The organism is Streptomyces sp. NRRL F-5755 (genome assembly GCF_001279365.1).
Lineage (GTDB): Bacteria > Actinomycetota > Actinomycetes > Streptomycetales > Streptomycetaceae > Streptomyces > Streptomyces rimosus.
In genome coordinates, this window is the sequence record NZ_LGCW01000217.1 from 1 (window position 1) to 25,977 (window position 25,977).

A 25,977-nucleotide genomic window follows, 5' to 3' on the forward strand; every position below is an offset into this window, starting at 1 on the left:
CGGTGGAACCCTGCGGCCGCCCGCCCCCGTCCCCCGCCGCTCACCCCTGTTGTCCGCATCCGGCATGTCCGTCACCGTTCCGTGTCCCGACCGATCATTCGGTTGCTGAGTGCGGTCCAAGTAATCAGCGGGCGGCGAACGCGTCAAGGGGCGTGACGTGGTCGCACGCGGGTAGCTTCGAGCGCATGAGTGACGTTCAGAAGGTGCAGGTCGGCGACGTCCGCTTGGCGTACCGGTGCTGGGGTGACGCGGACGCGCCCCCGGTGGTGCTGCTGCACTGCCTCGGCGAGGACGGTGAGGACTGGCGCGGCGTGGTCGGCCAGCTCGCCACCACCCACCGGGTGTACGCGCTGGATCTGCGCGGGCACGGCGCCAGCGACCGGCCGGGGGAGTACGGCTTCGATCGCTGGTGCGACGATGTGGCCGGGTTTCTCCAGGAGTTGCGTCTGGGGCCCGTGGCGCTCATCGGCCACTCGCTCGGCGCGATGGTCGCGCTGCTGCTGGCCGCCGCCCGGCCGGAGCTCGTGGAACGGCTGGTGGTGGAGGAAGCGGCGCCGCCCCGGCCGGGCGATCCGCCGCAGGAGGTGCCGGAGCCGCCGCCGGGGCCGCAGACGTTCGACTGGCAGGCGAAGGTGGCCGTGGTGGCGCTGCGCAACGCGCCGGACCCGGCGTGGTGGGAAGCGCCGGCGAAGATCACCGCACCGACCCTGGTGATCGCGGGCGGCCCCACCAGTCACATCCCGCAGCAGCACCTCCACGACATGGCCGAACGCATCCCGGACTGCCGCCTCGTCACGGTCGAGGGTGCGGGGCACCTCGTCCACGAGGAGCGTCCGCTGGAGTACCTGGACGCGGTCCGCACCTTCCTGGTCCCCGGCCCCTGAGCCGCGACGGGCCGGGGCGGGGCAGGGGCGGAGGCGGTCCTGCCGTACGGATGCCGGGGGCGGGCCTGTCGTACGGGCCCCGGGAGCGGGCCTGCCGTACGGGGCCGAGGGTGGACCTGCCGTACGGCCGGCCGCCGCGCCCACGACCGGCCCAATGGCGCAGTGGTGCCGTCCTTTCGTGGTGCGCTGACCGCAGTCTCCGAAAGGATCACCATGCGTCCATCACTTCGTACGACCGCGCGTGCGGCGCTCGGTCTCCTCGCCGCCCTGGCCCTGTCCGGTGCGGTCCTGCCCGCCGTGGCCCACGCCGAATCGGACGACGAGCCGGGCGACCGCCCCGCCGCCGGCAGCCACGGACAGGTCCAACTTCCCTCGAAAAGCGGGTTCCTCTTCCCGCTCGACGGCCTCCCGAAGAACGCCAACGTAGGCGTCGACAGCGTCTCCGACCGTACTTGAGCGACCCGGCCGCAACCGGCCCGCGCCGCCCCTCGCCCAGCGGCCCTGGATACTCCCAGGTGTCACTGCCGCCGCCGTCCGCCCGGCCGTAACGTCATCGGGCGGGCGGCGGTGCGCGCATGGTTCCAGGGAGGGGACGGTCGTGGGAACGAGGGGGCGTGTGGGCGCCGGGCCGGACGGGGCGGACGCACAGGCGGAGGCCGCGGTCCGGGAGGGGGACGAGGAGGCGTTCGCGCGGCTCGCCGAGCGCTACCGGCATGAACTGCGGGTGCACTGCTACCGCATGCTCGGCTCCTTCACCGACGCCGAGGACCTGGTGCAGGAGGCGCTGCTGCGGGCCTGGCGCAAGCGGCGGAGCTTCGAGGGGAGGGCGACGTTCCGGGCGTGGCTGTACCGGATCGCCACCAACGCCTGCCTGGACGCGCTGGCCGGTCCCGCCCGTTCGCGGGAGATCGCGGTGGCGGTCGACAGTACGGGCGCGGCGAAGCGCTCCGCGCCGGCCGAGGTCACCTGGCTCCAGCCGTATCCGGACGCCCTGCTGGACCTGGCCGCACCGGCCGACGGCGGCCCGGAAGCCGCGGCGATCGCGAGGGAGACCATCGAGCTGGCCTTCCTGGCCGCGATCCAGCATCTGCCGCCCCGGCAGCGGGCCGTGCTGATCCTGCGCGACGTGGTGGGCCTGCCCGCCGCGGAGACGGCCGGGATGCTCGGCCTGAGCACCGCCGCGGTCAAGAGCGCGTTGCAACGCGCCCGCGCCACACTGCGCGAGCAGCTGCCCGAGCGGCGCACCGACTGGGGCCGGGGAGCCACCGGTCCCAGCGAGCCTGAACGCGCGCTCCTCCAGCGATTCGTCGCGGCCTCCCAGACCGCCGACATCGCCGCACTGGCCGCCCTGTTGCGCGAGGACGTCCGGCAGACCATGCCGCCCGCCCACCTCGTGTTCGACGGGCGTACGGCCGTCATCGCCATGTGGCGCGCGGCTCTGGAGGGGGATCAGGCGTGGGGCGACTGGCACTCCGTACCGGTCGCGGTGAACCGGCAGCCGGCCGTGGCGAACTACGTGCGGCTGCCCGGGGCACCGGCGTACACCGCGGTCAACATCGACGTGCTGCGCATCGAGGACGGCCGGATCGGGGAGATCACCACCTTCGCGCCGGACCTGCTGCCCGCCCTCGGTCTCCCGGACACCGTGGCGCCCGACGACGTTCACGGATGACCGTCGGCAAGTGGCCCACGTCACACTCGTGCGCCGATTCCTTTTCGCGGGGCCGCCGGTCGTATGTGCCGTAAGGGCCGTGGCGGGCAGGGCGCGAAGCCCGTACGGCCACGGCGCGCCGCGGCACCGCGACAGGCGCGGACGGAGAGACGGAGACGGCATGACGGAACACAGCGTGGGACCGGACGAGCAGGTCAAGGCCCTGGACCGGCTGGTGGGCCGCTGGCGGGTCGAGGGCGGTACGGAGGGCACCGTCACCTACCGGTGGCTGGACGGGGGCCACTTCCTCGTGCAGGACGTGGACCTGGCGCAGTCCGGGCGGCGCATCACCGGCATGGAGGTGATCGGCCGGGAACAGCCCTTCGGGGCGGAAACACCGGGGGACGAGATCAAGTCCCGTTTTTACGGGAGCCAGGGGGAGACGTTCGATTACGTGTACGAGATGGAGGGGGACACCCTGACCATTTGGGGCGGTGAGAAGGGCTCGCCCGCGTACTTCAGGGGCACCTTCGCCGCGGACGGGAACAGCCTTTCCGGAGCGTGGGTCTACCCGGGTGGCGGGGGCTACGACTCCGTGATGACCAGGGTGGGGTGACCGGCGGCCCGGGGTCCGGTCGCGGCAACCGGACCCCGGGGCCGTCGGGCCCGTCCCCGCCGTACGGCACCGCCACCGCAGGTTGGCGGATTCCTGTTCACCCAAGGAGACGCAGGCCCGCCTGCCGTTGCCGTGGAGGCCGCCGGAGTGGCCAAGATGAGCGCGTGATCACCAACACTCGCCCTCGCCGACGGCATCGCCGGTCCGCCCCGCTCGCGGCGGGTACGGGCCTGCTGGCCGTACTGTCGCTGCTGCCGTCCCCCGCGCTCGCCGCCCCGCCCGGCCCGGGCACGGCCGCCGCGGACACGTCCGCCCCGGAGCGTACGGCCGCCGCCTCCACCGGCACCGAACGCCGGGTCGACGCCTACCTCAGCGCTATCAGGAACCGGCCCGCCGCGCTGCGCGCCTTCTTCCGCGACCTGCCCAAGGGCGGCGACCTGCACAACCACCTCTCCGGCGCGGCCTCGACCGAGCTGCTGATCAAGCTGGCCGGCGACGACGGGCTGTGCATCGAGACGAAGACGATGACGGCCAGGACCGGCCCGTGCGGGCCCGGCACCCGCCCGGCCGCGCAGGCGCGCACCGACCGCGCCTTCCACCGGCAGATCCTGCGCGCATGGTCGATGCAGGACTTCTCGTCCGCTTCCGGCGAGTCCGGGCACGACCACTTCTTCGCCACCTTCGGGAAGTTCGGGGAGGTCACCTGGCGCCACGGCGGCACGCTGCTGGCCGATGTGGCCAACACGGCGGCCCGGCAGAACCAGTTCTACCTGGAGACGATGCTCACGCCCGCCTCGTCCGGCGCCAAGAAACTCGCCGACCAGGTCGGCTACCAGGCGGACCTCAGCCGGATGCACCACGCGCTGGTGGCCGGCGGGAAGCTGGACAAGCTCGTACGCGAGGCGGGACGGGAGGTCGACAAGGGCAACGCGGAGTTCCGCAAGGCGGCGGGCTGCGGCACCCGCAAGCCGGGCCCCGGCTGCCGGATGACCATCCGGTACATCTCCCAGGTGTCGCGCGGCAGCACGCCCGCGCGCGTCTTCACGCAGATGGCCCTCGCCATGCGCCTCGCCGAACGCGACCACCGGTACGTGGCGGTCAACCTCGTACAGCCGGAGGACGAGGCGAACGCGCTGCGCAACTACCGCCTCCACATGCGGATGCTCGACCATCTGCACCGCGTCTATCCGCGCGCCCACATCACCCTGCACGCCGGCGAACTCGTCCCCGGCCTGGTCAAGCCCGAGGACCTGCGCTTCCACATCAACGAGGCGGTGCGCACCGGGCACGCGGAGCGCATCGGGCACGGAGTGGACGTGGCCCACGAGGACAACGCGGCCGGGCTGCTGCGCACCATGGCCAAGCGCAACATCGCCGTGGAGGTGCCGTTCACGAGCAACCGGCAGATCCTCGGCGTCACCGGCGCCGACCACCCGTTCCCGCTCTACCGGCGCTTCGGGGTGCCGGTCGTGCTCGCCACCGACGACCCGGGCGTCTCGCGCAGCGACATCAGCACCGACTACCGCTATGCGGCCACCACGTACGGCCTGCGGTACCGCGAGCTGAAGGACCTGGCCCGCGCCTCGCTGGAGCACTCCTTCCTGCCGGGCCGCGGCCTGTGGGCCGACCGGGGCAACGGGGCGCGCCGCTACGAGCTTGCGAACGCGTGCCGTACGGAGCGCCCCGGGGTACGCCCGCCGCACACGGCCTGCAAACGGTTCCTCGCCAAGAACCTCAAGGCTGCCCTCGAATGGAAGCAGGAGGAAGCTTTCGCCCGCTTCGAGCACCGCATCCTGAAGGCGCGGCACTGAGAAGGATGAGAAGGAGCTGAGAGGAAGCGGACTGTAGGGCCGGGGCGGGAGTGCGGCAGTCGCCGGCACTCCCGCCCCGGCCGCATCCGTCAGTACGATCGGCCTGACCAACCCCCGGGACAGGAGCGCCGATCGTGGCACGCACCATACGTATCTCTCTGCGCCGGCTGCTCACCACGGGCGCCGCCGTAACCGTTCTCCTCACCGCCGCCCCGACGGCCGTCGCGGCCCCGGCGACGCCCCGCGAGACGCACGCCCTGCGCCCCCTCGCCGACCTGTCCGCCCAACGCCTCGCCACCGCCGACCTGGTGGCCGCCGCGAAGTGGGGGACCGGCAGCCCGGTCGACGACCCGGTGCGCGAGCGGCAGGTGCTGGAGGCCGTGGCGCGGCAGGCCGCGGAGCTGGGCACCGATCCGCGGCGGACCGCGCGGATCTTCCGGGACCAGATCGAGGCCAACAAGACCGTGCAGCGCGCGCTGCACCGCCGCTGGACCGCCGACCCGGCGCAGGCGCCCACCCGGCGGCCTGATCTCGGTGAGGTGCGTGCGGAGATCAATCGTGTCAACGACGCTCTGGTACGGGCGATCGCCGCCTCCGGCGCGGCCCGTACATCGCCCCGCTGCCTCCGTTCCCTGGTGCACGACACTGCTGACGTGCGTCACGAGCGGGGCCTCGACGTCCTGCACACGGTGGCGCTGGCCCGTTCCGTACGGTCGGTGTGCGGGGCGGACGAGCCGCGTCCGGCGTCATGAGCCGCCGGGCGGGCCGAGGACGACCGGCAGCTCCCGCAGGCCGTTGAAGACCAGGGACGGGCGGCGGAGCGGCGGTTGCCCGGGGTCGTCCAGGGCGAGGCCGGGGAAGCGGTCGAAGAGCGCGGGGAGGGCGACGGCCGCCTCCAGGCGGGCGAGCGGCGCGCCGAGGCAGTGGTGGATGCCGTGCCCGAAGGTCAGATGGCGGGTGGGTGGCCGGGTGATGTCGAAGCGGTCGGCCCCGGGGCCGTGCTGCCGCGGGTCGCGGCCGAAGGCGGTGTACGACAGCATCACCGCGTCGCCCGCGCGGATGGTCCGGCCGGCCAGGTCCACGTCGCACAGCGCGTAGCGGAACGGGAAGTTGGCGACCGGCGGGTCCCAGCGCAGCGTCTCCTCGACCACCGCGCTCCAGGGCACCTGCCCGCCGCGTACGAGAGCCAGCTGACCGGGGTGGGCCAGCAGCGCGTACACCGCGTTGACCAGCAGGTTCACCGTGGTCTCATGGCCCGCGACAATCATCAGCAACAGCGTGTCGACGAGTTCGGCCCCGCTGAGGCCGTGGCCGGGGGCCACCAGCGCGCTCGTCAGGTCGTCCCCGGGGTCGTCGCGCTTGGCGCGGAGCAGATCGGCGAGCGCGGCGCGCAGCTCGCGGTGGGTGGCCAGGGCTTCGGCCGGGCCCGCCGGGGTGGCGAACAGCGCCTGGCACAGCGACTGCAGCCGGGGACGGCGGTCGTCGGACACGCCGAACAGCTCGCAGATGACCCGTATCGGCAGCGGATGGGCGAAGCGGGCCCGCAGCTCGACGGGGCCCGCCGGGCCCTCGGCGGCGAGGCCGTCCAGCAGCTCCCCGGTCAGCTCCTCGACGCGCGGCCGGAGCCCCGCCACGCGGCGCGCGGTGAACGCGCGGGCCAGCGGCGCGCGCAGCCGGGTGTGGTCGCCCGCCGTCGCGGTGGTCATGTTCGCGACGGTCAGCAGCGGCGCCAGCGGCCAGGAGCGCGGGACCTCGCCGCCGCGCCAGGCGCGCCAGGCCCCGATGTCCTTGACGAAGCGGCCGTCCGTCAGGACCGCCTTCCCGGCCTGATGCCGGGTCACCAGCCAGGCCGTCACCCCGCCCGGCAGCAGCACGGGTACCACGGGACCCGCGGCGCACAGCGAATCCGGGCGGGAGCGGGGATCGCGCGCTTCCGGGTCGAGCCGCACACACGAGCCGTACGCACCGGGAGGGCCGCCGCCGGGCTCCGCGCCGTCGATGTCCATGCTTCAGCCTAGAGGGACCGCCGGGCGCCTTCCCAGCCCCGGCACCGGCCCCGGCTTGCTGCATTCGGGCGGCGCCGCGTGTGCCAAGCGGGTGAAGCGAGGGGACCGGTTGTCGTCCCGCCGCAGGGTGTGGGCAACCGTGCGGGTGTCCCCTTCTTCCCATCCAGGAGAACCCTCATGGCCAAGAATCTCGCCGTCATACCCCGGCCCGGCGCGGCGCACATCCGTTCCCGGGTGTGTGGGCCGCGCCATCTCCACCGCCGTACCGGATGAACCTGCCGGTCAGGGGCTCCGGCCGCCGTCGGGGCGGCGGCCGGAGCCCGGTCCGTGCCGGGGGCGCCGACCTCACGGGGTGCCCGTGCCGGACGCCACCGCCTTCGCCCACCGGTAGTCCGCCTTGCCGCTCGGGGAGCGGCGGATGCGCTCGGTGAAGACGACGGAGCGGGGGACCTTGTAGCCGGCCAGCCGCGCCCGGCAGTGCTCCTGCACCGCCTCCAGGCCCAGCGGCCCGGCCCCCTCCCGCAGCTGTACGACGGCGGCGACCCGGCTGCCCCAGCGCGCGTCCGGCACCCCGGCCACCAGCGCGTCGTACACATCCGGATGCGCCTTCAGCGCCTGCTCGACCTCCTCCGGGTAGACCTTCTCGCCGCCGGAGTTGATGCACTGCGAGCCGCGCCCGAGGACGGTGACGATGCCCGCCTCGTCGACGGTGGCCATGTCACCGAGCAGCACCCACCGCTCGCCGTCCGCCTCGAAGAACGTCTCGGCGGTCTTGCCCGGGTCGTTGTAGTAGCCGAGCGGTACATGCCCGCGCAGCGCGAGCCGCCCGACCTCGCCGGCCGCCACCGGGGCGTGCGCGGGGGACGCCGGGTCGACCACCGCCGTGTGCGCGTTGACGCGCAACCGGAAGCCCTTGTCCGGTCCGGAGTCCTCGGTGGCGGTGCCGTTGAAGCCCGACTCCGACGAGCCGAAGTTGTTGAGCAGCAGAGCACCCGGCACCAGCGCGGCGAACTGGGCCCGTACGGTCTCCGAGAGGATCGCCCCGGAGCTGCTGACGCTGAACAGCGAGGAGCAGTCGGTGCCCTTCAGCGGGCCCGCCAGCGCGTCCGCGAGCGGGCGCAGCATCGCGTCGCCGACCAGCGAGACGCTGGTCACCTTCTCGCGCTCGATGGTGCGCAGCACCTCCTCCGGCACGTACTTGCGGTGCAGGACGACCTTCTGGCCGAAGTGGAAGGCGATGAACGCGGTGAGCGTGGAGGTGCCGTGCATCAGCGGGGGCGTGGGGAAGAAGACCAGGCCCTCGCCGCCCGCGGCGACACGTTCGGCCAGCTCCTCGGGCCGCCGCACCGGCTCGCCGGTGGGCGCGCCGCCGCCCATGCCGGAGAAGAAGATGTCCTCGTGCCGCCACATCACGCCCTTCGGCATGCCGGTGGTGCCGCCGGTGTAGATGACGAGCCGGTCGTCGCCGGAGCGCGGCGGGAAGTCCCGGCCGGGCGAGCCGGACGCCTCGGCCTGCTCGAACGGCACCGGCGCGACGGCGGGTTCCGGTGCGCCCGGCGGCGGGGTGCCTACCCGTACGAGATGGCGCAGCCGCTGCGTACGCGGCAGGACGGCGGCGACCCGCCCGGTGAACTCCGCGTCGAAGACCAGCGCGACCAGATCGGCGTCCCGGTAGAGGTACGCCAACTCGTCCTCCACATAGCGGTAGTTGACGTTCACGGGAACGGCGCGGATCTTCAGGCAGGCGTAGAGGGTCTGGAGGTATTCGACGCCGTTGTAGAGGTGCAGGCCGACGTGCGAGCCCGGGGTGACCCCGTGGTCGCGCAGGTGGTGGGCGAGCCGGTTGGCCGCGCGGTCCAGCTCCGCGTACGTCAGGCGCCGCTCCGCGCCCGTACCCGGATGATCCAGGTGAACCAGCGCCTCCCGGCCGGGAACCGTGTCGACGACCGACTCGAACAGATCGGCGAGGTTGTATTCCACGTCTCCTCCAGGGCGGGCGGCGGCGTCGGTCCGCGGTCATTAGAGCGCCGCGCGGCGTACGGGGGAAGGGGGCAGGGCGCCGGAAACTGACTGCCTGTCAGAAAACTCTTGAAGTCGGCCCCGGGCTCCTGCAACCTGTTCTACGTTCCGCCGTGGACCGGCTCCGGCCGGACGGCGGCGGACGGGTCCGGTACGCGACCGTACGGACGGGAGGACGCATGGGCGGGACCGAACATCTGACGGTGACACGCGACGGCGCGACCCTGGTGCTCACGCTCAACCGGCCGGAGGCGAAGAACGCGCTGTCGCTGCCGATGCTGGTGGGCCTGTACGACGGCTGGACCGAGGCCGACGAGGACGACGGCGTGCGCTCCATCGTGCTCACCGGTGCGGGCGGCGCCTTCTGCTCCGGCATGGACCTCAAGGCGCTGGCGGGCCGCGGCATGGACGGCGAACCGTACCGCGACCGCCTGGCGGCCGACCCGGACCTCCACTGGAAGGCGATGCTGCGCCACCACCGCCCGCGCAAGCCCGTGATCGCCGCCGTCGAAGGCGCCTGCGTCGCCGGCGGCACGGAGATCCTCCAGGGCACCGACATCCGGGTCGCCGGGCAGAGCGCCACGTTCGGGCTGTTCGAGGTACGGCGCGGACTGTTCCCCATCGGCGGCTCGACGGTCCGCCTCCCGCGCCAGATCCCGCGCACCCACGCCCTGGAGATGCTGCTCACCGGGCGCCCGTACACCGCCGAGGAGGCCGCCCGTATCGGCCTGATCGGCCATGTCGTACCGGACGGCGACGCGCTCGGCACGGCGCTGGAGATCGCCGAACGGATCAACGCCTGCGGTCCGCTGGCCGTCGAGGCGGTCAAGGCGTCCGTCTACGAGACCGCCGGGATGACCGAGGAGGACGGGCTGAAGGCCGAACTGGAACGCGGCTGGCCCGTCTTCGCCACCGCCGACGCGAAGGAGGGCTCCCGGGCCTTCGCCGAGAAGCGCCCGCCGGTCTTCCGGCGCGCCTGAGCCCCGCCCCGCATCGCCGCCCCGCCCGACCCGTACGGAAGCGAGGAGCCCGAATGCCACCGATCTCCGGTACCCCCGAGGCGCTGTCGGCCCCGCTCGTCGTGGAGTTCCCCTTCACCCGGTCGCTCGGGCCCGTACAGAGCGCCTTCCTCACCGGGCTGCGCGAGCGGACCGTCCTCGGCGTGCGGACCACGGACGGGCGGGTGCTGGTGCCGCCCGTCGAGTACGACCCGGTCACCGCCGAGGAGATCCGCGACCTTGTCGAGGTCGGCACCACCGGCACCGTCACCACCTGGGCCTGGAACCCGGCCCCGCGCCGCGGCCAGCCGCTGGACACGCCGTTCGCCTGGGTGCTGGTCCGCCTCGACGGCGCGGACACGGCGCTGCTGCACGCCCTGGACGCGGCCGGGCCGGACGCGGTGCGCACCGGTATGCGGGTGCGCGTGCGGTGGGCGGGGGAGCGCACGGGGGCGATCACGGACATCGCGTGCTTCGAGCCGTACGAGGAGGACGCGGATGGGGAGGCCGTGCCGCACAACGGCGAGTCCGTGGAATCCGTCCCGCGCAACGGTGAGCCTACGGAACCGGTCCCGCACAGCGGCGAGTTCGCCGACCCCGTCACCGGCATCACCGCCCCCGCCCGCCTCGACTACACCTACGCGCCCGGCCGCGCGCAGTCCCGCTACCTCGCCGCCCTCGCCGAACGCCGCACGGTCGGCGAGCGCTGCCCGTCCTGCCGCAAGGTGTACGTACCGCCCCGCGGCGCCTGCCCGACCTGCGGCGTCGCCACCCGCGACCAGGTGGAGGTCGGCCCCAGGGGGACGGTCACCACCTTCTGCGTCGTCAACATCAAGGCGAAGAACCTCGACATCGAGGTGCCGTACGTATACGCGCACATCGCCCTGGACGGCGCGGACCTGGCCCTGCACGCGCGCATCGGCGGCATCCCGTACGACCGGGTACGGATGGGCCTGCGCGTCGAGCCGGTGTGGCGCGACGGCAGCCGCTACCCGGACCACTACCGGCCCACCGGCGAACCCGACGCCGACTACGACAGCTACAAGGAGCTGATCTGATGTCCGCGACCCCCGATCCCGCCGGGACACCGCCGGTCCCGGCCGCACCGCCCGCGCGCGAAGTCGCGGTCGTCGCCTTCGCGCAGAGCCGCCATACCCGCGACTCCGCCGAGGTCTCCGAGGCCGAACTGCTGCTGCCGGTCCTCCAGGACGTCCTCGGCCAGGCCGGACTGCGGGCCGGAGAGATCGACTTCACCTGCTCCGGATCGTCGGACTACCTCGCCGGGCGGGCCTTCTCCTTCACCATGGCGCTGGACAGCGTCGGCGCCTGGCCGCCCATCGCCGAGTCGCACGTCGAGATGGACGGCGCCTGGGCGCTGTACGAGGCATGGGTCAAACTGCTGACCGGCGACGCCGACACCGCGCTCGTGTACGCGTACGGCAAGTCCTCGTCCGGCGAGGTGCGCGACGTGCTCACCCGCCAGCTCGACCCGTACTACGTTGCGCCCCTGTGGCCCGACTCCGTCGCCCTGGCCGCCCTCCAGGCCCAGGCCCTCATCGACGCCGGCGCCACGGACGAAGCGGCGCTGGCCGGGGTCGCGGCACGCAGCCGCGCCGACGCGGCGGCCAACCCGCACGCCCAGCTCACGGGCCCCGTGCCGCACGGCCCGTACGCCGTCCGGCCACTGCACACCGGCGACTGCCCGCCCGTCACCGACGGCGCCGCCGCCGTGATCCTCGCCGCCGGGGACACCGCGCGGCGACTGTGCGACCGGCCCGCCTGGATCCGCGGCATGGACCACCGCACCGAGGCCCACGGACTCGGCGTACGGGACCTCACCGACTCGCCGTCCACCCGGCTGGCCGCGGAACGCGCCGGAGCCTTCGAACGGCCCGTGGACACCGCCGAACTGCACGCGCCCTTCACGTCCCAGGAGGTGATCCTCCGCCGGGCGCTGCGGCTGGACGACGGAGTGCGGATCACCCCGTCCGGCGGGGCGCTCGCCGCCAACCCCATGATGGCCACCGGGCTGCTCCGCATCGGCGAGGCCGCACAGCGCATCCGGCGCGGCGACTCGCGACGGGCGCTGGCCCACGCCACCTCGGGGCCCTGCCTCCAGCAGAACCTGGTCGCCGTACTGGAAGGGGACCCGCGATGAGCAAGGCCGGAGGAACACCGAGGGCCGCGACCGCCAAAGAACCCGTCGCCGTCGTCGGCATCGGCCAGACCCGGCACGTCGCGGCACGCCGCGACGTCTCCATAGCCGGACTCGTCCGCGAGGCCGCTCAACGCGCGCTGCAAGACGCCGAGTTGTCGTGGCAGGACATCGACGCCGTGGTCATCGGCAAGGCCCCCGACTTCTTCGAGGGCGTGATGATGCCCGAGCTGTACCTCGCCGACGCGCTCGGCGCGGTCGGCAAACCGCTCCTGCGGGTGCACACCGCCGGCTCGGTCGGCGGCTCCACCGCCCTGGTCGCGGCCGACCTCGTCGCCGCCCGCGTGCACCGCACCGTACTGACCCTCGCCTTCGAGAAGCAGTCCGAGTCCAACGCGATGTGGGGACTGTCGCTGCCGGTGCCGTTCCAGCAGCCGCTGCTGGCCGGGGCGGGCGGCTTCTTCGCCCCGCACGTACGCGCCTACATACGCCGTACGGGCGCGCCCGCCACGATCGGCTCCCTCGTCGCGTACAAGGACCGCCGCAACGCGCTGAAGAACCCCTGCGCCCACCTCCACGAACACGACATCACCCTGGAGAAGGTCCAGGCGTCCCCGATGCTCTGGGACCCCGTCCGCTACTCCGAGACCTGCCCGTCCTCCGACGGCGCCTGCGCCATGGTGCTCACCGACCGCGCGGGCGCGCGGCGGGCGCCCCGCCCCGCCGCATGGGTGCACGGCGGCGCGATGCGCAGCGAGCCCACCCTCTTCGCGGGCAAGGACTTCGTCTCGCCGCAGGCGGGCAAGGACTGCGCGGCGGCGGTCTACCGGCAGGCCGGGATCACCGACCCGCGCCGGGAGATCGACGCGGTCGAGATGTACGTACCGTTCAGCTGGTACGAGCCCATGTGGCTGGAGAACCTGGGCTTCGCCGCACCCGGCGAGGGCTGGAAACTCACCGAATCCGGCGCAACCGAACTCGACGGCGACCTCCCCGTCAACCCCTCCGGCGGCGTACTGTCCGCCAACCCCATCGGCGCCTCCGGCATGATCCGCTTCGCGGAGGCGGCACTTCAGGTCCGCGGGGAGGCGGGGGAACATCAGGTACCAGGCGCGCGGCGGGCACTGGGGCACGCGTACGGGGGCGGCTCGCAGTTCTTCTCGATGTGGGTGGTGGGCGGCGAACCACCCACTGCCTGAGGGCGTTCACGACGGCTCGGGCGCTAGTCGTTGGGCCGGGCGGGCAAGACGGACACGATGAGGATCCTGGTGTTGTCGTTGCTGCTGTCGCCCACGGCGTACAGGACGTTGTAGCCGTAATCCATGGCGACGGCATAAAGGTTGCGGCCCCACAGGACAGTGGTGGTCAGCCCGCTCGGGGTGACCTTGCGGACGCGGGAGGGATATCCGTCTGCATCCGCGATGTACAGGTTTCCGATGGCGTCCAGATCGAGGCCGCAGGGCCGGTACAGCTTGGCTTCGAGGGCCTGTACGCCGTCGTCGTCGCGCTCCCCACCACCGGCCACGACGGTCAGTGTGGCACTGCCGGCCGACAGGGAGTTCACAGTGCCGCAGCCGGTGAGGCTGAACAACACCCGGTTCTCCTGCCGCGCGGCCACGCCGAAGGCGGCGTCCCGGTACGTACAGGGAGTGACGAGCTCTTGTTGGCGGACCACTGTTCCCTCGCCGCCCGGTGGGAGACGCAGCAGGCGGAGAGGCTGCTGGGGCGTGTCGTATTGGAAGGCAATGACGTGGATACAGCTTTGGCTGTCCACCGCGAGACGGGCCGGGACGACGGGATGTTCGGCGCTGCCTCCGGGGAGTGCGGCGCCGTCGGCGACGAGGTGGATGGTGTGGTTGGTGGCGAGTCTGAGCAGACGTCCGCGGCGGCCCTGGGCGGGTGCTCCGAAGTCGGCGATGACAACGTCCCCGGTCCTGCTGTCGACCGCGACATCAGTGGGATAGTCGATTTTCGCCTCGGTGGCCGGGATGCCGTCGGCGTAACTGGTGCCGCCGCCGGCGACCCGGGTGACCGTCTGTCCGGGCTGGGCGCGCCAGACGGTGCCGGTGGAGGGGGAGGCGAGAAACAGGGCGCCGTCCGCGGTGACGGAGATTCCGAACGGCTCGGAAACCTTCGCGTTGACCTGCCGGGTGAGGGCGGCCAGCCGTGCGCGTTTCTGTGCGTTGGGGTCCTTGCGCTGCTTGAGCTTGGCGTACAGCTCCTCACGTTCGGCCGGTTTCTGCTCAGGAGGCAGCCAGGTCATCTTCTCCACCATGTCGTACACCATCATCCTGAGCACGGCATCGGAGATTTCGTCGGTCCTGACCGACGACAGGCAGATGCCGAAGGCGAAGATGTCGGTGACGTCGGAGGTCAGGCCGTGGCCGTCTAAGACGTATCGCCACATCATGGTGTCCACGCGGATGACGTTTTCCGCGTCGAATGTCACCAGGGTCCCGTCCCGCCGGTCCTGGCCGGGCCCGGCATTACCGAGCAGTGAACCCAGGCTCGCTGACAGGCACTTCGTGATCGTCGCGCGAAGCCCGGAGTCGGTGCCGCCGAGGGCGGCCGTCACCTCGGCGTCGATTTGCTGTTCGCTGACCTGCTTCACCTTTACGTAGACCCCGCTCCGGGTCAGGTACGGGTCGGCCTTGATCCGGTAGAGGCCCGACGGAGCCGTGGGCAGGGTGCGCAGGGTGGTCCGGAAGGTATGGACGGTGGCGCGGGCCAAACGCTCCAGTACGCCCAGGGAGAAGGCCAGGCGGTCCTTTTCCTCGGCCGGGCCCTGAAAAGTGTCGAGGACGTACTTGATGGTGGTCACGGCGGTCGGCGCACCGTTCTTCGAAGCGGGGGCTTACGCGATGTACGGATGGGCGCGGAAGACACGCCCGGGGCCGTGCCGGTCGTCGGCGAGGGTGTAGACCTCGTTGGGGTGGGCTCGTTCTTTGCCGCTGATGACCACTGCGTGGATATTGCTGCCGGAGACGACGGTCCGGACAGTCCCCTCGGCGGTGTTGCCGGTGACCATGCGTACGGACGAATGGTACGGGGGCACGTCGCTGTGGCCGTCAGCGATGAACAAGTTGCTGAGCTGGTCGAAGGCGAGTCCACGGGGACAGCGGAGCAGCAGGTTCTTCGCTCGCTCCCCGTCGCCGGTCTCCTCGCCCAGCCCGCACCGTACTGTTGCTTCCTTGCCTTCCCAGGGAATGGCGGCGACGAACCCATTGCCCGAGAACGACACGAGTTTGTCGCCCTGGCCGGGAAGGAGAATGCCGTGGACCTCGGGCGAGACTTTCTTGATCTGAGAAGGAAACTGCAGTTCCTGCTGCTTGACCACCTTGACCGATGTGTTCGCGAGGTCGACATCCACCAGACGCAGCGGCGCTTCTTTGTCGCCCTCCTGATAGGCGACGATGCTGAACCGCTCGGGGGACGAGGCGTTGACGCAGGCCGGCCGGATCGGGTCCGCCTCGCTCCCCGGATCCTTGGTGCCGTCGAAAACGGTCTTGATCACGTTGTTGCTGACCAACCGGACTTTCGCCGTGGCGTAATCCGCGATGAGGAAGGAGGATTCGTCGCAGGCGGCAACGCCGGTAGGCTTGACGAGTTCGGCCTCTGTCGGGGCCACTCCCTCTGCATGGCTCTTCCCGCTGCCGGCCACCAAGGTCACCTCGCGGTTTGCCGTGTTCACCGCCCAGATCTTTCCCGATTTCTTTTCCTCGTCGGAGCAGGCGAGATACAGTGTTGCACCGCTCCATGAATCCATGGCGCTGGGGTTGCGAACCGTTTCATTCACCTTCGCGGTGAATTCGTTGAGCTCCTTGTGGCGTCGCGTCGCCTCCTCCAGCAGTCCGCCGGTCCGCTCCTTCGGCTTGAAATGCTGCCAGAGCTCCTCGAACCTCTTCTTCCGCTCGCCCTCCGGGATGGTTTTGTCGTTCACGACCATCTGCCAGAGAAGCCAGCGCAGTACGTATTCCGATGTCTTGTTGGGGTCGACGACGCCCACGTTGAGGCCGTAGACGAAGGCGTTCTCCGCGGTGGCGGTCAGCCCGTGCGATTCGAACTGGTACCGCCAGATGAGCACGTCGACCCGAGTGACCACTTGGGCCTCCGGGATGACCGAGATGTAACTGTCGCTGTACGTGCTTTCCCCGACGGAAACGTTGCCGAGCAAGGTGTTCAAGGCGCCCTGGATCAAATTTTTGAGGATCTTCTTGAAGTCGGGCTCTTGATCACCCAGCAGAGAGTTGAAGATCCCTGTGAACTGATCATCCGGTACCTCTTTCACTGCGAACACGGCCTGCTCCGTATGTCTGACCGTGGTCGCGGGAATCTTGACCGGAGTGATCGGTGATTGCTCGAGCGACTGCATCGCCGTCTGAAATTCTTTCACATGCTCGTTGCCGAGCATTTTCAGGTTGTTCAGGCTGAAGAGCGCCCGGGCCTTTGCTTCTCCCTGTAGCTCCTTGATGAGGCTGAGAATTTTGGACACCGTCAATCCTCTCGCTGCGCCGGCACTTCCACGGGCCCCGCTGGAGCGATATCGCACTCCCCGCTTCTAGCGGCAGGTGTTCAAAGCCTTTTCCAGTGCGGTTTTGTCGTGGACCTGCTTCTTGATTTTGGTGTTCTTCGGGTCGGTCTCCAGGATGGTCAGGCCGTAGTGGTATTTGACCTGGACGTAGGCGCGCGCGTAATCGCAGGCGAAACCGCCGTAGTTGTTCGGCACGAGCCATTCGCCCGGGCTCTTGTTGCCCTTGCTGCTGTTGTCCGCCTGGGCGACCACGAGCAGCTGGGGGCGGGACAGGTCGTTGCCGAACTGACGCTTCCTGGGTTTGCCCCACTTGTTCGCGCCGGATTCGAAGGCGTCGCGCAGCGCGACGATGTGATCGACGCTGACCCGTTCGGACGTGATGGTGCCGGTGGCGTTGTAGGGGTTGGGCCACGTGCCGCCAGCGATCTTGCATCCGTTGGGGGTGCCGGTGAGGCGGTCGCGGTGGACGACGGCATCGAAGACGGTGCACTTCTTGCCGTTCACCGTGTGCTCGCCCCAGATGCCGAAGTCCTTGCGCTCGTAAGCGGTGAACTTGCCTCTGCTCTTGTCGACCTTCAGTGCGCCGAGCCGCTCCAGGGCCTCGGCTTTCGTCGGCAGGTCGGGCAGTGCGCCCGGCCCGGCTGCCCGGCCCGCTGTGGCGGCGGGTACGCGATCGCCGAGCGGGGAGGCGTCGGCCGGCTGCGCGACCAGTCCCGCGGTCAGTGCGAGTGCGCAGGCCGCCGGGACGGCCCGGCCGGCGCGAAGGAACAGGCGTGTCATCGAGACTCCAGGGGAACGGGTGCAGGTCCGAATCGGCTCGCACACCGCAAGGAGCCAGGGCGCCGCCTGTTTTCGAGCAAAAGGCCCCGGTGCGGATACGGCAGGCCCATTGCGCCGACTGCTCCGGCCGGGTCACCCGCCCAGGTGGCCGGTCACTCCGCGTACGGAAGCAACACGGCTGCTTTCGGGGAAACAGCACGGAAATGGCCGCCACGGCTGTCGCAACGCTCGTGCTCTTCGAGTCCCGTTGTGCGGTGTGGCCCGTTCCCGTACGGCGGCGCATGCCTGCGCACACAGCCGGGCCACTGCCGCTTCTTTGGTCCGCTCAATGGGTCCTATGGCGATGGAGCAGACCCACGCGCGATTCCTCAACGCCGGACCATAAGACCATCCAACGTGAGGTCGAGCAGGCGCTCCGCTTGTTGGCGGTGTTCGGTGCCTGCCGAGGTGAGGGCGATGCCTTCCAGAGCGGCGCTGAGGTCGGTGGGCCGGATATCGGTACGGATTTCGCCGGCGGCCGTGCAGGCGTCCATGAGTGAGGCGATGGCGGCCTGGATCATTTCCCGGCTGTGGCCATAGGGGTTGCTTCCCTGTGCGGCGATGGCGCGCAGGGCGTCGATCATGCCGTACTTGGCGGTGACGTAGTCCAGGAAGAGGCGGGTCCAGGCGCGCAGGGCCTCGGTCGGCGGCTTCTGTGCGAGGAGGGCGGGGGCAGCGTCGCACAGGTGGGCCACCTCGTTGCGGTAGACGGCCTCGACCAGGGCTTCCCGGGTGGGGAAGTTGCGGTACAGGGTCGCACTGCCCACGCCCGCCTCCTTGGCGATGCGTTCCAGGTGCGCGTCCAGCCCTTCTGTCGTGAACACGCGTACCGCAGCCGTGAGGATCTTCTCCCTGTTGCGCCGTGCGTCGGCCCGCATCGGCCGCGGCGCTCCGTCGGTCATCAGTGCTCGCCGTCCTCTCCCGGAAGCCTCTCGGGCTTGTTGAGCGGGGGCGCCCCCACTTAGTGTTCGGGATAAGCGGGGACGCCTCCGCTTTTACTGTAGGTCACCATGCTGACCTGCGCGCACCCGGGAAAGGAAGCCGATCATGTCGGGTATCCAGGGCAAAGTCATCGCGATCACCGGTGCCAGCAGCGGCATCGGGGAGGCGACCGCGATCCACCTCGCCGAGAAGGGCGCCCGGCTTGTGCTCGGGGCCCGGCGCGAGGACCGGCTGAACGCTGTCGTGGACGGCATCACGGCGAAGGGCGGCACTGCCGAGGGCGTCATCGTCGACGTCACGCGCCGCGAAGACCTCCAGCGTCTGACGGACACGGCCCTCGACCGGTACGGGCGGCTCGACGTCCTCGTCTCCAACGCGGGCACGATGGCCGTCTCGCCGTTCGACGAGCTGCGCCAGGACGACTGGGACGCCATGGTCTCCACCCACATCACCGGCCTCCTCAACGGCATCGGGGCGGCCCTGCCCGTCTTCCGCCGGCAGCGCTCCGGCCAGTTCGTCAACGTCGGCTCCACCGCCGCCTATGTCGTCAAATCCCCGCAGGCGGTCTACGCGGCCACCAAGACGGCGGTGAAGGTGCTCACCGAGGGCCTGCGCCAGGAATCCGGACCCGGCCTGCGCGTCACCCTCGTCTCGCCCGGCTTCACCCACACCGAGGGCGTCGGCAAGGGCGCCGGCCCCGAGGTCGCGGCCGCGCTGGTCCGGCAGCGCGACGAGATCGCCATGCCGCCGTCCGCCGTCGCCTCCGCCATCGGCTATGCCATCGAACAGCCCGACGGGGTCGATGTCGGGGAGATCGTCGTTCGACCGACTGCGCAGGCGTGATCGCAGCCAGTCCGGAGGGATCGCTCTGCGAGTACGTGCGTACGGCGACGAAACCGGCCCAGCCGAGATGGCTTCGGAGCGGGGGTTGGCTTTCGTGGTTGCGGTGGGTGCCGTGGCCGACGGCTGTGGTGCGGCAGCCACCGTGCACCCAGTCCGCGCGGACCGGGCGCCGCCCAGGACGGTGAGCTGCGCGAAGGCGCCGTCGTGCCCGGGACCGCCCTCGGGCTCGTGGGTGCTTTTGTATCGGGTGGGTATCAGGAAGCACTTGGTTGTCCATCGAATTCGTGCGCCGGGTGATCGTGAGGGGCTGCGCTGGGAGCCGGAGTTCCCTGGCCTCGGCGGCCGGCTGAGCCATCCCGCCCCACCTGACCTGGGCGTACGCGAAGGGATGAAGCTGTGCGGAGGGGACGTGTGTCCGCTGTGTGACGCGGTTGCCGCGCCGGGTGGCTGTCATATCGTTCCCATCAGGTCGCGGGCTGCGCGTGAGTGCACACGGGACCGGCGCCCACGACCGTCCGAACAGGAGTGATCCGCCCGTGTCCTCGTCCACGCCGGCTCCGGCCGCTCCGCGGCCCGTCCGCGTACTGCTGGTGGAGGACGACGAGCTGATGCGCCGGTCCTTCGCGGTCGCGCTGGAACGCTACGGCTACCGGGTGACGACCGCCGCCGACGGGCTGGCGGGCCTTGAACGCTTCCGTGCGGAAAGCTTCGACCTGCTCATTCTGGACGTGATGCTGCCCGGCCTGGACGGAATCGGCCTGTGCCGAGGGGTCCGGGAGACCAGTCCGGTGCCGGTTTTGATGATGTCCGCCCGCGGCGACGGGCTCGACGTCGTCGCCGGTCTGGAGGCCGGGGCGGACGACTACGTGGTCAAACCCGTGGACACCTACGTGCTCGTGGCACGAATCCGCTCGCTGCTGCGGCGGGCGACGTACACGCCCGCCCCGGAGCCCGGGCAGCTCACCGGCGACGGACCGCCGCCGTCCGAGGGCACGCCGCTGGTCTTCGGCGACCTGACCATCGACACCGGCGGCCTGGAGGTGTCCGTCGCCGGAAGCCCGGTGGCGCTGACCCCGACCGAACTGAAGCTGCTGCTGGAGTTCGCCGCCCACCCGGGCATCGTGCTGGAGCGGCACACCCTGCTGCGGAACGTGTGGGACTACGGCTGGGACGGCGACAGCCGCGTCGTGGACCTGTGTGTGCAGCGGCTGCGCAGGAAGCTGGGCCGGGACCGGATCGAGACGGTCCGCGGCTTCGGCTACAAGCTCAGGCGCTGAGGCCGATGCGCCCGCCGAACCGGCAGCGGCCGGCCCGTGTGCCCCTGCGCTGGAAGACCGCCGCGCTGGCCGCGGCCACCGCGTGCCTGGTGGTGGCGGCCGTGGGCGTGCTGGTGCACCTGTGGACCGCGAAGGACATCCGCGACCGGGCTACGGCACAGGCCTTCAACACCGTGTACTCGGCCATGGACACCTACCGGCGCACCGGAGCTCTCGCGGACGGCGTCGAGCTCGATCCGGCCGAGCTGCCCGCCGTACTGCGGCATCCCGCCGACGGCGCCCGGCACACGGCCTACGACGGGCACGTCGACGGGAACCTCGGCCCGAGCGTCTGGGCCGCCCAGCGGGTCGGCGGCCCGGGCAGCCCGGTGCTGGCCTTCCGGGTCAACATGAGTTCGGAGCTCTACGACCTGCGGCGGCTGGACATGGTCATGGCGGTCGCCTCGCTGGTCGCGCTCGGGGCGGCCACGCCGCTGGCGGTCTACGGGGCCGGACTGCTCGGCCGCCGGCTGCGGCAGGTCTCCGAGACCGCGGGCCGGATCTCGGCCGGGGACCTGGACGCCAGGACCGGGCCCACCAAGGGCCGCGACGAGGTGGCCGACATCGCCGCCACCGTCGACCTCATGGCCGACAGTCTCAGCCGGCGACTGCGCACCGAGCGCCAGTTCACCGCGGACGTGGCCCACGAGCTGCGCACACCCGTCGGCGGCCTGCTGGCCGCCGCCGACCTGCTGCCGCCCGGTGAGACGGAGGACCTGCTCCGGGCCCGGGTGCGCGATCTGCGCGGCCTGGTCGAGGACCTGCTGGAGATCTCCCGGCTGGACGCCGGCGCCGAACAGCCGGTCCGCGCCCACGTGCCGCTCGACGCGGTCGTCTCGGGAGCCGTGGCGCGCACCGGCCTCGACACCGAGGTCACCGTCGCCGATGCTCCGCACGGACCGACCGCGCGGACGGTGGAGACCGACCCGCGGCGCCTCGAACGCATCGTCAGCAACCTCGTCGTCAACGCCCACCGGCACGGGGACACCCCGGTCCGGGTCACCATCGAGGGCCGTACGGTCGTCGTACGCGACCACGGCCCCGGCTTCCCCCAGGACCTGCTGCGGGGCGGTCCGCGCCGCTTCCACACGGGTGCGACGGAGCGCGGCTCGGGCCACGGCCTGGGCCTGACCATCGCCCTGGGCCAGGCCCGGCTGCTGGGCGCCGAACTGTGCCTGGACAACGCCCCGGACGGCGGCGCCGTCGCCACCCTGCGCCTGCCGGACTGATCGCCGGGCCCGTGGAACCGGTACGTATACGGGCCGGGGCGCATACGGGACGGGCACGCGTACGGGACGGGACGGGCACACGTACGGAACGGAATCCGTACGCGTACGGAACGGAACCGGTACGCATACGGAACCGATACGAAGCGGCGCGCACCCGGATACGCGGCGGGCCGGGTGCCGATACGTTCCCCGGACACCCTTCGACGTGCACCCTTTGGCACCCGAAGAGGAGTCCCCATGACCGCCGGCCCCCTTGACCCGTTCGACACGCTCGCGCCGCACCCGACGGCCGGGATCGCGGCCGCCACCACCGACCTGTCGAAGGTCTACGGCAGCGGTGACACCCGAGTCGTCGCCCTGGACCGTGTCAGCATCGCCTTCCGGGAGGGCGAGTTCACCGCGATCATGGGGCCCTCCGGCAGCGGCAAGTCGACCCTGATGCACTGTGCCGCCGGGCTCGACTCGTTCAGCTCCGGCTCCGTCCGCATCGGTACCACCGAACTGGGCTCGCTCAACGACCGGCAGCTCACCCAGGTGCGCCGCGACCGGATCGGATTCATCTTCCAGGCGTTCAACCTGCTGCCGACGCTGACCGCGCTGGAGAACATCACGCTGCCGCTGAACATCGCCGGCCGGCGGCCGGAACCGGGCTGGCTGGACCGCGTGGTCTCCACGGTCGGCCTCTCGCAGCGCCTCGGCCACCGGCCCGGACAACTGTCCGGCGGGCAGCAGCAGCGGGTCGCGGTGGCCCGCGCCCTGGTCTCCCGGCCCGCGATCATCTTCGGCGACGAGCCCACCGGCAACCTCGACTCCCGCGCCGGGGCCGAGGTCCTCGGCTTCCTGCGCGACTCGGTGCGCGAGCTGGGTCAGACCGTGGTCGTGGTCACCCACGACCCCGTCGCCGCCGGCTACGCCGACCGCGTGGTCTTCCTCGCTGACGGCCGCCTGGTCGACGAGATGACCCGGCCCACCCCGGACCGGGTCCTGGACCGGATGAAGGCCCTCGACAGTCGCGCGCACGCGGGGTGATCAGGCCCCTGCGTACGGACTGATCAGTCCCCGCGCACGACCTGACGCCCCGTCACCATCGAGCTCGTACCGGCTACCGGCTCGTACCGCCCCGTCCCGTACCGGCCCCGGCCCGTGTCCGCCGAGCCCTCCACCAGCCCCCGCACCTGCATCGATACAGACCCCACGCCCCGCGCCGCAAGCCCCCGTACCTCCACATCCCGGAAAGCTGCCCATGCTGAGAACAGCCCTGCGCAACGTCCTCGCGCACAAGGCCCGCCTGGCCATGACCGTCCTCGCGGTCTGCCTGGGTGTCACGTTCGTCTCCGGCACCCTGGTCTTCGCGGACTCCTCCGCCGCGGCCTACCGCGCCGCCGCGACGAAGGACTTCGCGGACATCGCGGTCACCGTGCACCCGAAGGACCCGCCACCGGGTGCCGCTGCGGAGCAGCGCACCGCCGTGCTCGACGACGCGCTCGCGAAGAAGCTGGCCGATGTGCCCGGTGTCGCCGCGGTGCGTCCGTCGGCCGACGGCTCGGCCACCCTGAACGCACCGGACGGCACTCCGCTCCGGGCCGGCAAGACGTGGTCGAACCTGGCCGGCGCCTACGTACCGGGCAAGGACGGCCAAAACGACAGCCGCTACCCGCTGACCAAGGGCCACGCCCCGCGGAACAGCGGTGAACTCGCCGTGGACAGCGGCACCGCCGCCGCCGGCGGGTTCGGCATCGGCGACACCGTCACGCTGGCCACCGACGGCCCGGTCATGACGAAGCGGCTCGTGGGCATCGTCTTCACCAAGGACACCCGGGTGACCGCCGGCGGCACCCTCGCGCTGTTCGACAAGGCGACCGCCCAGAAGCTGTTCGCCACCCCGGGCCACTACTCCTCGATCGACCTCTCCGCCGAGCCAGGCACCAACCCCGTCGAGCTCGCCCAGCGGGTCACCGCCCTGCTCCCGGCCGACCGGGCCGAGGCCGTCAGCGGCACCGCCCAGGCCAACCAGCAGGCCATCTTCGTCGACAGCGTGACCCGCGGTTACGAGAAGCTGCCGATGATCTTCGCCGGGGTCTCCCTGTTCATCGGATCGTTCCTCGTCGTCAACACCTTCACCATGCTCGTGACGCGGCGCACCCGTGAGATCGCGCTGCTGCGGGCCATCGGGGCCGCGCGACGCCAGGTGGTCCGCTCCGTCCTCATGGAGGCCCTCCTGATCGGCCTCGCCGCGTCGGCGGCCGGATTCCTGCTGGGCCTCGGCCTCGCCTCCGTACTGCCCGACCTCCTGAGCGTCAACGGGGACACCCTGCCCGACGGGCCCCTGGTGATCGGCCCCCGCCCGGTCGCCGCGGCGCTCGGCGTGGGCGTGGGTGTCACCGTGCTGGCCGCGTGGCTGCCGTCGCGCAGGGCCGCGAAGGTCGCGCCCATCGAGGCGCTGCGCACGGCCGAGCAGCCGCCCTCCGCCACCCGGTTCCGCGTCCGTGCCGTGGCGGGCCTGGTCCTGCTCGTCCTCGGCGCCGGCCTGCTGATATCGCTCTCGGGGGCGAAGGACGCCTCGGAGAAGAACCTGCGGGACGCCATGCTCGGCTGCGCCGTCCTCGTCGTCGCCATGGTCATGCTGGCCCCGCTGCTCGCCGCCCCCGTGATCCGGCTGACCGGCCGCCTGACCGGCCGCTTCGGAATCACCGGCCACCTCGCGCGGGAGAACGCGCTGCGCGACCCGCGCCGTACCGCGGCCACCGCCGCCACCCTGATGATCAGCACCGCACTGGTCGCGGGGCTCGCCGTCATCGGGAACTCCACGGGGCAGGCCCTCGACCGCCGGGCCGCGGCCGGCCTCGACGCCGACTACGTGATCAGCACCCGTACCACCACGTCCCACATCGACCCGGCTGCCGTACAGCGGGTGGCCGGCACCTCCGGTGTGCGGACCGCGACCGCCGTCACCGACTCCTCCCTGTTCGCCGGCGGCAGTGTCAAGAACATCTCCGGCATCGACCCCGCCACCGCCAACGCCTTCATGAAGCTCGATTTCGTCAGTGGCTCGCTGAAAGACCTCGGCCCGGGCCGTATCGCCGTCTCCCGCACCGTCGCCGAGAAGAACGGTCTGAGCGCCGGCGGCCAACTCAACGCCCGCATCGGCCGGAACCAGGAGTTCAAGAAATACCGCGTCGTGGGCGTCTACAAGGACAACCCCACCGCCCAGGACGCACTCGGCGCCCGCGGTGAGGTGCAGCAGCACAGCTTCAAGCCCGGCTCCGTCCAGCGGATCCTCGTCCGCACCGACGACGGCGCGCAATCGAGGACCACCGAGAACCGGCTGCGCTCCGCCGTGGGCAACAGCCCTCTGCTGAAGGTGCAGGACCGCGCGGAACTCGTCCACGAGGCCGCCGGCACCCTGGGCAACCTGCTGACCCTGATGTACGGGCTGCTCGCCATCGGCGCCTTGATCTCCGCGCTCGGCGTCGTGAACACCCTGGCCATGTCCGTCGCGGAACGCACCCGCGAGATCGGCGTCCTGCGCGCCATCGGCATGGACCGCACCGGTATCCGGCGGATGATCCGCCTGGAGTCGGTGACCGTAGCGGCCTTCGGCACACTACTGGGCCTGGCAGGCGGACTGTTCGGAGCCTGGACCGTCGGCGCGCTGGCCAACGGCGCCATGGCGGACTACTCCCTGGCACTGCCCTGGGGCACGCTGCTCCTCGTGTGCCTGGTGTCCCTGGCAATCGGCACACTCGCAGCCGCAGTCCCCGCCCGCCGGGCGGCGGCCCTCAGCCCACTGGAAGCCGTCGCACAGTCGTGACGCACATGCTCGGGGCCGGGCCTTACGGGGTCCGGCCCCGAGCCGTCCCCGCCCCACCGCCCCCTGTCCGCCCCCGCCCCCGGGTGGCTAGGCTGACGGCGACGTCGAACCAGGGGGATCGCAAGGGCCGGAAGGAGCGGTGGCGTGAGCGAGGGCATTGTTGAGCAGCGGGTCGCGGGCGGGCCCGGGCCGGAGCTGGATCTGACGGGGGCCGCGTGGCAGTCGAGCAGTCAGGGGGCGGGGGACGTCCAGGTTGCCTTTGTCGAGGGCTGGATCGCCATGCGCAACCGGCGTACGCCGGAGGTGCCCGCGCTGGTCTTCACGCCTGCCGAGTGGCGGGGGGTTG

At 71.5% G+C, this 25,977-nt stretch carries 22 protein-coding genes; 16 read left to right on the forward strand and 6 right to left on the reverse strand.

Annotated elements, in window-relative coordinates; all coding sequences use genetic code 11:
• The first annotated feature begins 185 nt into the window (after positions 1–185).
• The 6 genes from ADK86_RS17870 (at position 186) to ADK86_RS17895 (ending at position 5,714) form a co-directional block, all read left to right on the forward strand.
• Positions 186–884 (forward strand): alpha/beta fold hydrolase, encoded by a 699-nt coding sequence (locus ADK86_RS17870; RefSeq protein ID WP_053697473.1) that lies wholly within the window; start codon positions 186–188, stop codon positions 882–884.
• A gap of 213 nt (positions 885–1,097) precedes the next feature.
• Positions 1,098–1,340: a hypothetical protein gene (locus tag ADK86_RS17875; RefSeq protein WP_053697474.1), complete on the forward strand. Its 243-nt coding sequence runs from the start codon at positions 1,098–1,100 to the stop codon at positions 1,338–1,340.
• Between the two features lie 142 nt (positions 1,341–1,482).
• Entirely contained in the window at positions 1,483–2,556 is a 1,074-nt protein-coding gene (locus ADK86_RS17880) for an RNA polymerase subunit sigma-70 (protein WP_234345917.1), read from the forward strand.
• A gap of 160 nt (positions 2,557–2,716) precedes the next feature.
• Entirely contained in the window at positions 2,717–3,151 is a 435-nt protein-coding gene (locus ADK86_RS17885) for a hypothetical protein (RefSeq protein ID WP_053697476.1), read from the forward strand.
• 164 nt (positions 3,152–3,315) lie between these two features.
• Positions 3,316–4,962, forward strand: coding sequence for an adenosine deaminase family protein (locus ADK86_RS17890; RefSeq protein WP_078952097.1), 1,647 nt, complete (start codon positions 3,316–3,318; stop codon positions 4,960–4,962).
• A 134-nt stretch (positions 4,963–5,096) separates the two neighbouring features.
• Positions 5,097–5,714, forward strand: a complete 618-nt coding sequence (locus ADK86_RS17895; protein WP_053697477.1) for a chorismate mutase — start codon at positions 5,097–5,099, stop codon at positions 5,712–5,714.
• On the opposite strand, the gene ADK86_RS45205 is transcribed toward ADK86_RS17895, so the two are convergent.
• Positions 5,709–6,968 (reverse strand): cytochrome P450 family protein, encoded by a 1,260-nt coding sequence (locus ADK86_RS45205; protein WP_053697478.1) that lies wholly within the window; start codon positions 6,966–6,968, stop codon positions 5,709–5,711. The genes ADK86_RS17895 and ADK86_RS45205 overlap by 6 nt on opposite strands.
• A gap of 345 nt (positions 6,969–7,313) precedes the next feature.
• The gene (locus ADK86_RS17905; RefSeq protein WP_053697479.1) at positions 7,314–8,948 is read right to left on the reverse strand and encodes an acyl-CoA synthetase; all 1,635 of its coding nucleotides are present in this window, start codon (positions 8,946–8,948) and stop codon (positions 7,314–7,316) included.
• Between the two features lie 218 nt (positions 8,949–9,166).
• On the opposite strand from ADK86_RS17905, the gene ADK86_RS17910 reads away from it, so the two are divergent.
• The 4 genes from ADK86_RS17910 to ADK86_RS17925 are packed head-to-tail and all read left to right on the forward strand — an operon-like array spanning position 9,167 to position 13,339.
• Entirely contained in the window at positions 9,167–9,967 is an 801-nt protein-coding gene (locus ADK86_RS17910; protein ID WP_053697480.1) for a crotonase/enoyl-CoA hydratase family protein, read from the forward strand.
• A gap of 53 nt (positions 9,968–10,020) precedes the next feature.
• Positions 10,021–11,043 carry an OB-fold nucleic acid binding domain-containing protein gene (locus ADK86_RS17915; protein ID WP_053697481.1) on the forward strand — a complete coding sequence of 341 codons (1,023 nt, stop codon included), beginning with the start codon at positions 10,021–10,023 and terminating at the stop codon, positions 11,041–11,043.
• Positions 11,043–12,143 carry a thiolase domain-containing protein gene (locus tag ADK86_RS17920; protein WP_053697482.1) on the forward strand — a complete coding sequence of 367 codons (1,101 nt, stop codon included), beginning with the start codon at positions 11,043–11,045 and terminating at the stop codon, positions 12,141–12,143. The genes ADK86_RS17915 and ADK86_RS17920 overlap by 1 nt, the downstream gene beginning before the upstream one ends.
• Positions 12,140–13,339, forward strand: coding sequence for a thiolase domain-containing protein (locus ADK86_RS17925; RefSeq protein ID WP_053697483.1), 1,200 nt, complete (start codon positions 12,140–12,142; stop codon positions 13,337–13,339). Before ADK86_RS17920 ends, ADK86_RS17925 begins: the two co-directional genes overlap by 4 nt.
• 23 nt (positions 13,340–13,362) lie before the next feature.
• Here ADK86_RS17925 and ADK86_RS17930 read toward each other — a convergent pair whose 3' ends face one another.
• The 4 genes from ADK86_RS17930 to ADK86_RS17945 form a co-directional block, all read right to left on the reverse strand.
• Entirely contained in the window at positions 13,363–14,961 is a 1,599-nt protein-coding gene (locus tag ADK86_RS17930; RefSeq protein ID WP_053697484.1) for a hypothetical protein, read from the reverse strand.
• 33 nt (positions 14,962–14,994) lie between these two features.
• Complete coding sequence (locus ADK86_RS17935; RefSeq protein ID WP_053697485.1) at positions 14,995–16,632, reverse strand: hypothetical protein; 1,638 nt, start codon at positions 16,630–16,632, stop codon at positions 14,995–14,997.
• 66 nt (positions 16,633–16,698) lie between these two features.
• On the reverse strand, positions 16,699–17,451 hold the full coding sequence (locus ADK86_RS17940) for an HNH endonuclease (protein ID WP_053697486.1): 753 nt from the start codon (positions 17,449–17,451) through the stop codon (positions 16,699–16,701).
• Between the two features lie 368 nt (positions 17,452–17,819).
• Positions 17,820–18,392, reverse strand: a complete 573-nt coding sequence (locus ADK86_RS17945) for a TetR/AcrR family transcriptional regulator (RefSeq protein WP_003982033.1) — start codon at positions 18,390–18,392, stop codon at positions 17,820–17,822.
• A 145-nt stretch (positions 18,393–18,537) separates the two neighbouring features.
• Between ADK86_RS17945 and ADK86_RS17950 the strand changes: the two genes are divergently transcribed.
• The 6 genes from ADK86_RS17950 to ADK86_RS17975 form a co-directional block, all read left to right on the forward strand.
• Positions 18,538–19,275 (forward strand): SDR family oxidoreductase, encoded by a 738-nt coding sequence (locus ADK86_RS17950; protein WP_053697487.1) that lies wholly within the window; start codon positions 18,538–18,540, stop codon positions 19,273–19,275.
• A 536-nt stretch (positions 19,276–19,811) separates the two neighbouring features.
• Positions 19,812–20,552 (forward strand): two-component system response regulator CseB, encoded by a 741-nt coding sequence (gene cseB / locus ADK86_RS17955; protein ID WP_053697488.1) that lies wholly within the window; start codon positions 19,812–19,814, stop codon positions 20,550–20,552.
• 5 nt (positions 20,553–20,557) lie between these two features.
• Complete coding sequence (locus ADK86_RS17960) at positions 20,558–21,820, forward strand: sensor histidine kinase (protein WP_053697489.1); 1,263 nt, start codon at positions 20,558–20,560, stop codon at positions 21,818–21,820.
• Between the two features lie 237 nt (positions 21,821–22,057).
• Positions 22,058–22,849 (forward strand): ABC transporter ATP-binding protein, encoded by a 792-nt coding sequence (locus ADK86_RS17965; protein ID WP_053697490.1) that lies wholly within the window; start codon positions 22,058–22,060, stop codon positions 22,847–22,849.
• 214 nt (positions 22,850–23,063) lie between these two features.
• On the forward strand, positions 23,064–25,631 hold the full coding sequence (locus ADK86_RS17970; RefSeq protein WP_053697491.1) for an ABC transporter permease: 2,568 nt from the start codon (positions 23,064–23,066) through the stop codon (positions 25,629–25,631).
• Positions 25,632–25,775: 144 nt separating this feature from the next.
• Positions 25,776–25,977, forward strand: a 202-nt coding sequence (locus ADK86_RS17975) for a DUF397 domain-containing protein (protein WP_053697492.1), incomplete at its 3' end; no start/stop codon positions are given.

What these genes read in the sequence shown, in the direction of transcription:
- ADK86_RS17950 (WP_053697487.1), top strand. Translation starts at nt 18,538, where the DNA reads ATGTCGGGTATCCAGGGCAAAGTCATCGCGATCACCGGTGCCAGCAGC.
- ADK86_RS17915 (WP_053697481.1), top strand. Translation starts at nt 10,021, where the DNA reads ATGCCACCGATCTCCGGTACCCCCGAGGCGCTGTCGGCCCCGCTCGTC.
- ADK86_RS17945 (WP_003982033.1), bottom strand. Translation starts at nt 18,392, where the DNA reads ATGACCGACGGAGCGCCGCGGCCGATGCGGGCCGACGCACGGCGCAAC.
- ADK86_RS45205 (WP_053697478.1), bottom strand. Translation starts at nt 6,968, where the DNA reads ATGGACATCGACGGCGCGGAGCCCGGCGGCGGCCCTCCCGGTGCGTAC.
- ADK86_RS17885 (WP_053697476.1), top strand. Translation starts at nt 2,717, where the DNA reads ATGACGGAACACAGCGTGGGACCGGACGAGCAGGTCAAGGCCCTGGAC.
- ADK86_RS17910 (WP_053697480.1), top strand. Translation starts at nt 9,167, where the DNA reads ATGGGCGGGACCGAACATCTGACGGTGACACGCGACGGCGCGACCCTG.
- ADK86_RS17940 (WP_053697486.1), bottom strand. Translation starts at nt 17,451, where the DNA reads ATGACACGCCTGTTCCTTCGCGCCGGCCGGGCCGTCCCGGCGGCCTGC.
- ADK86_RS17970 (WP_053697491.1), top strand. Translation starts at nt 23,064, where the DNA reads ATGCTGAGAACAGCCCTGCGCAACGTCCTCGCGCACAAGGCCCGCCTG.
- ADK86_RS17925 (WP_053697483.1), top strand. Translation starts at nt 12,140, where the DNA reads ATGAGCAAGGCCGGAGGAACACCGAGGGCCGCGACCGCCAAAGAACCC.
- ADK86_RS17870 (WP_053697473.1), top strand. Translation starts at nt 186, where the DNA reads ATGAGTGACGTTCAGAAGGTGCAGGTCGGCGACGTCCGCTTGGCGTAC.
- ADK86_RS17965 (WP_053697490.1), top strand. Translation starts at nt 22,058, where the DNA reads ATGACCGCCGGCCCCCTTGACCCGTTCGACACGCTCGCGCCGCACCCG.
- ADK86_RS17920 (WP_053697482.1), top strand. Translation starts at nt 11,043, where the DNA reads ATGTCCGCGACCCCCGATCCCGCCGGGACACCGCCGGTCCCGGCCGCA.
- ADK86_RS17960 (WP_053697489.1), top strand. Translation starts at nt 20,558, where the DNA reads ATGCGCCCGCCGAACCGGCAGCGGCCGGCCCGTGTGCCCCTGCGCTGG.
- ADK86_RS17875 (WP_053697474.1), top strand. Translation starts at nt 1,098, where the DNA reads ATGCGTCCATCACTTCGTACGACCGCGCGTGCGGCGCTCGGTCTCCTC.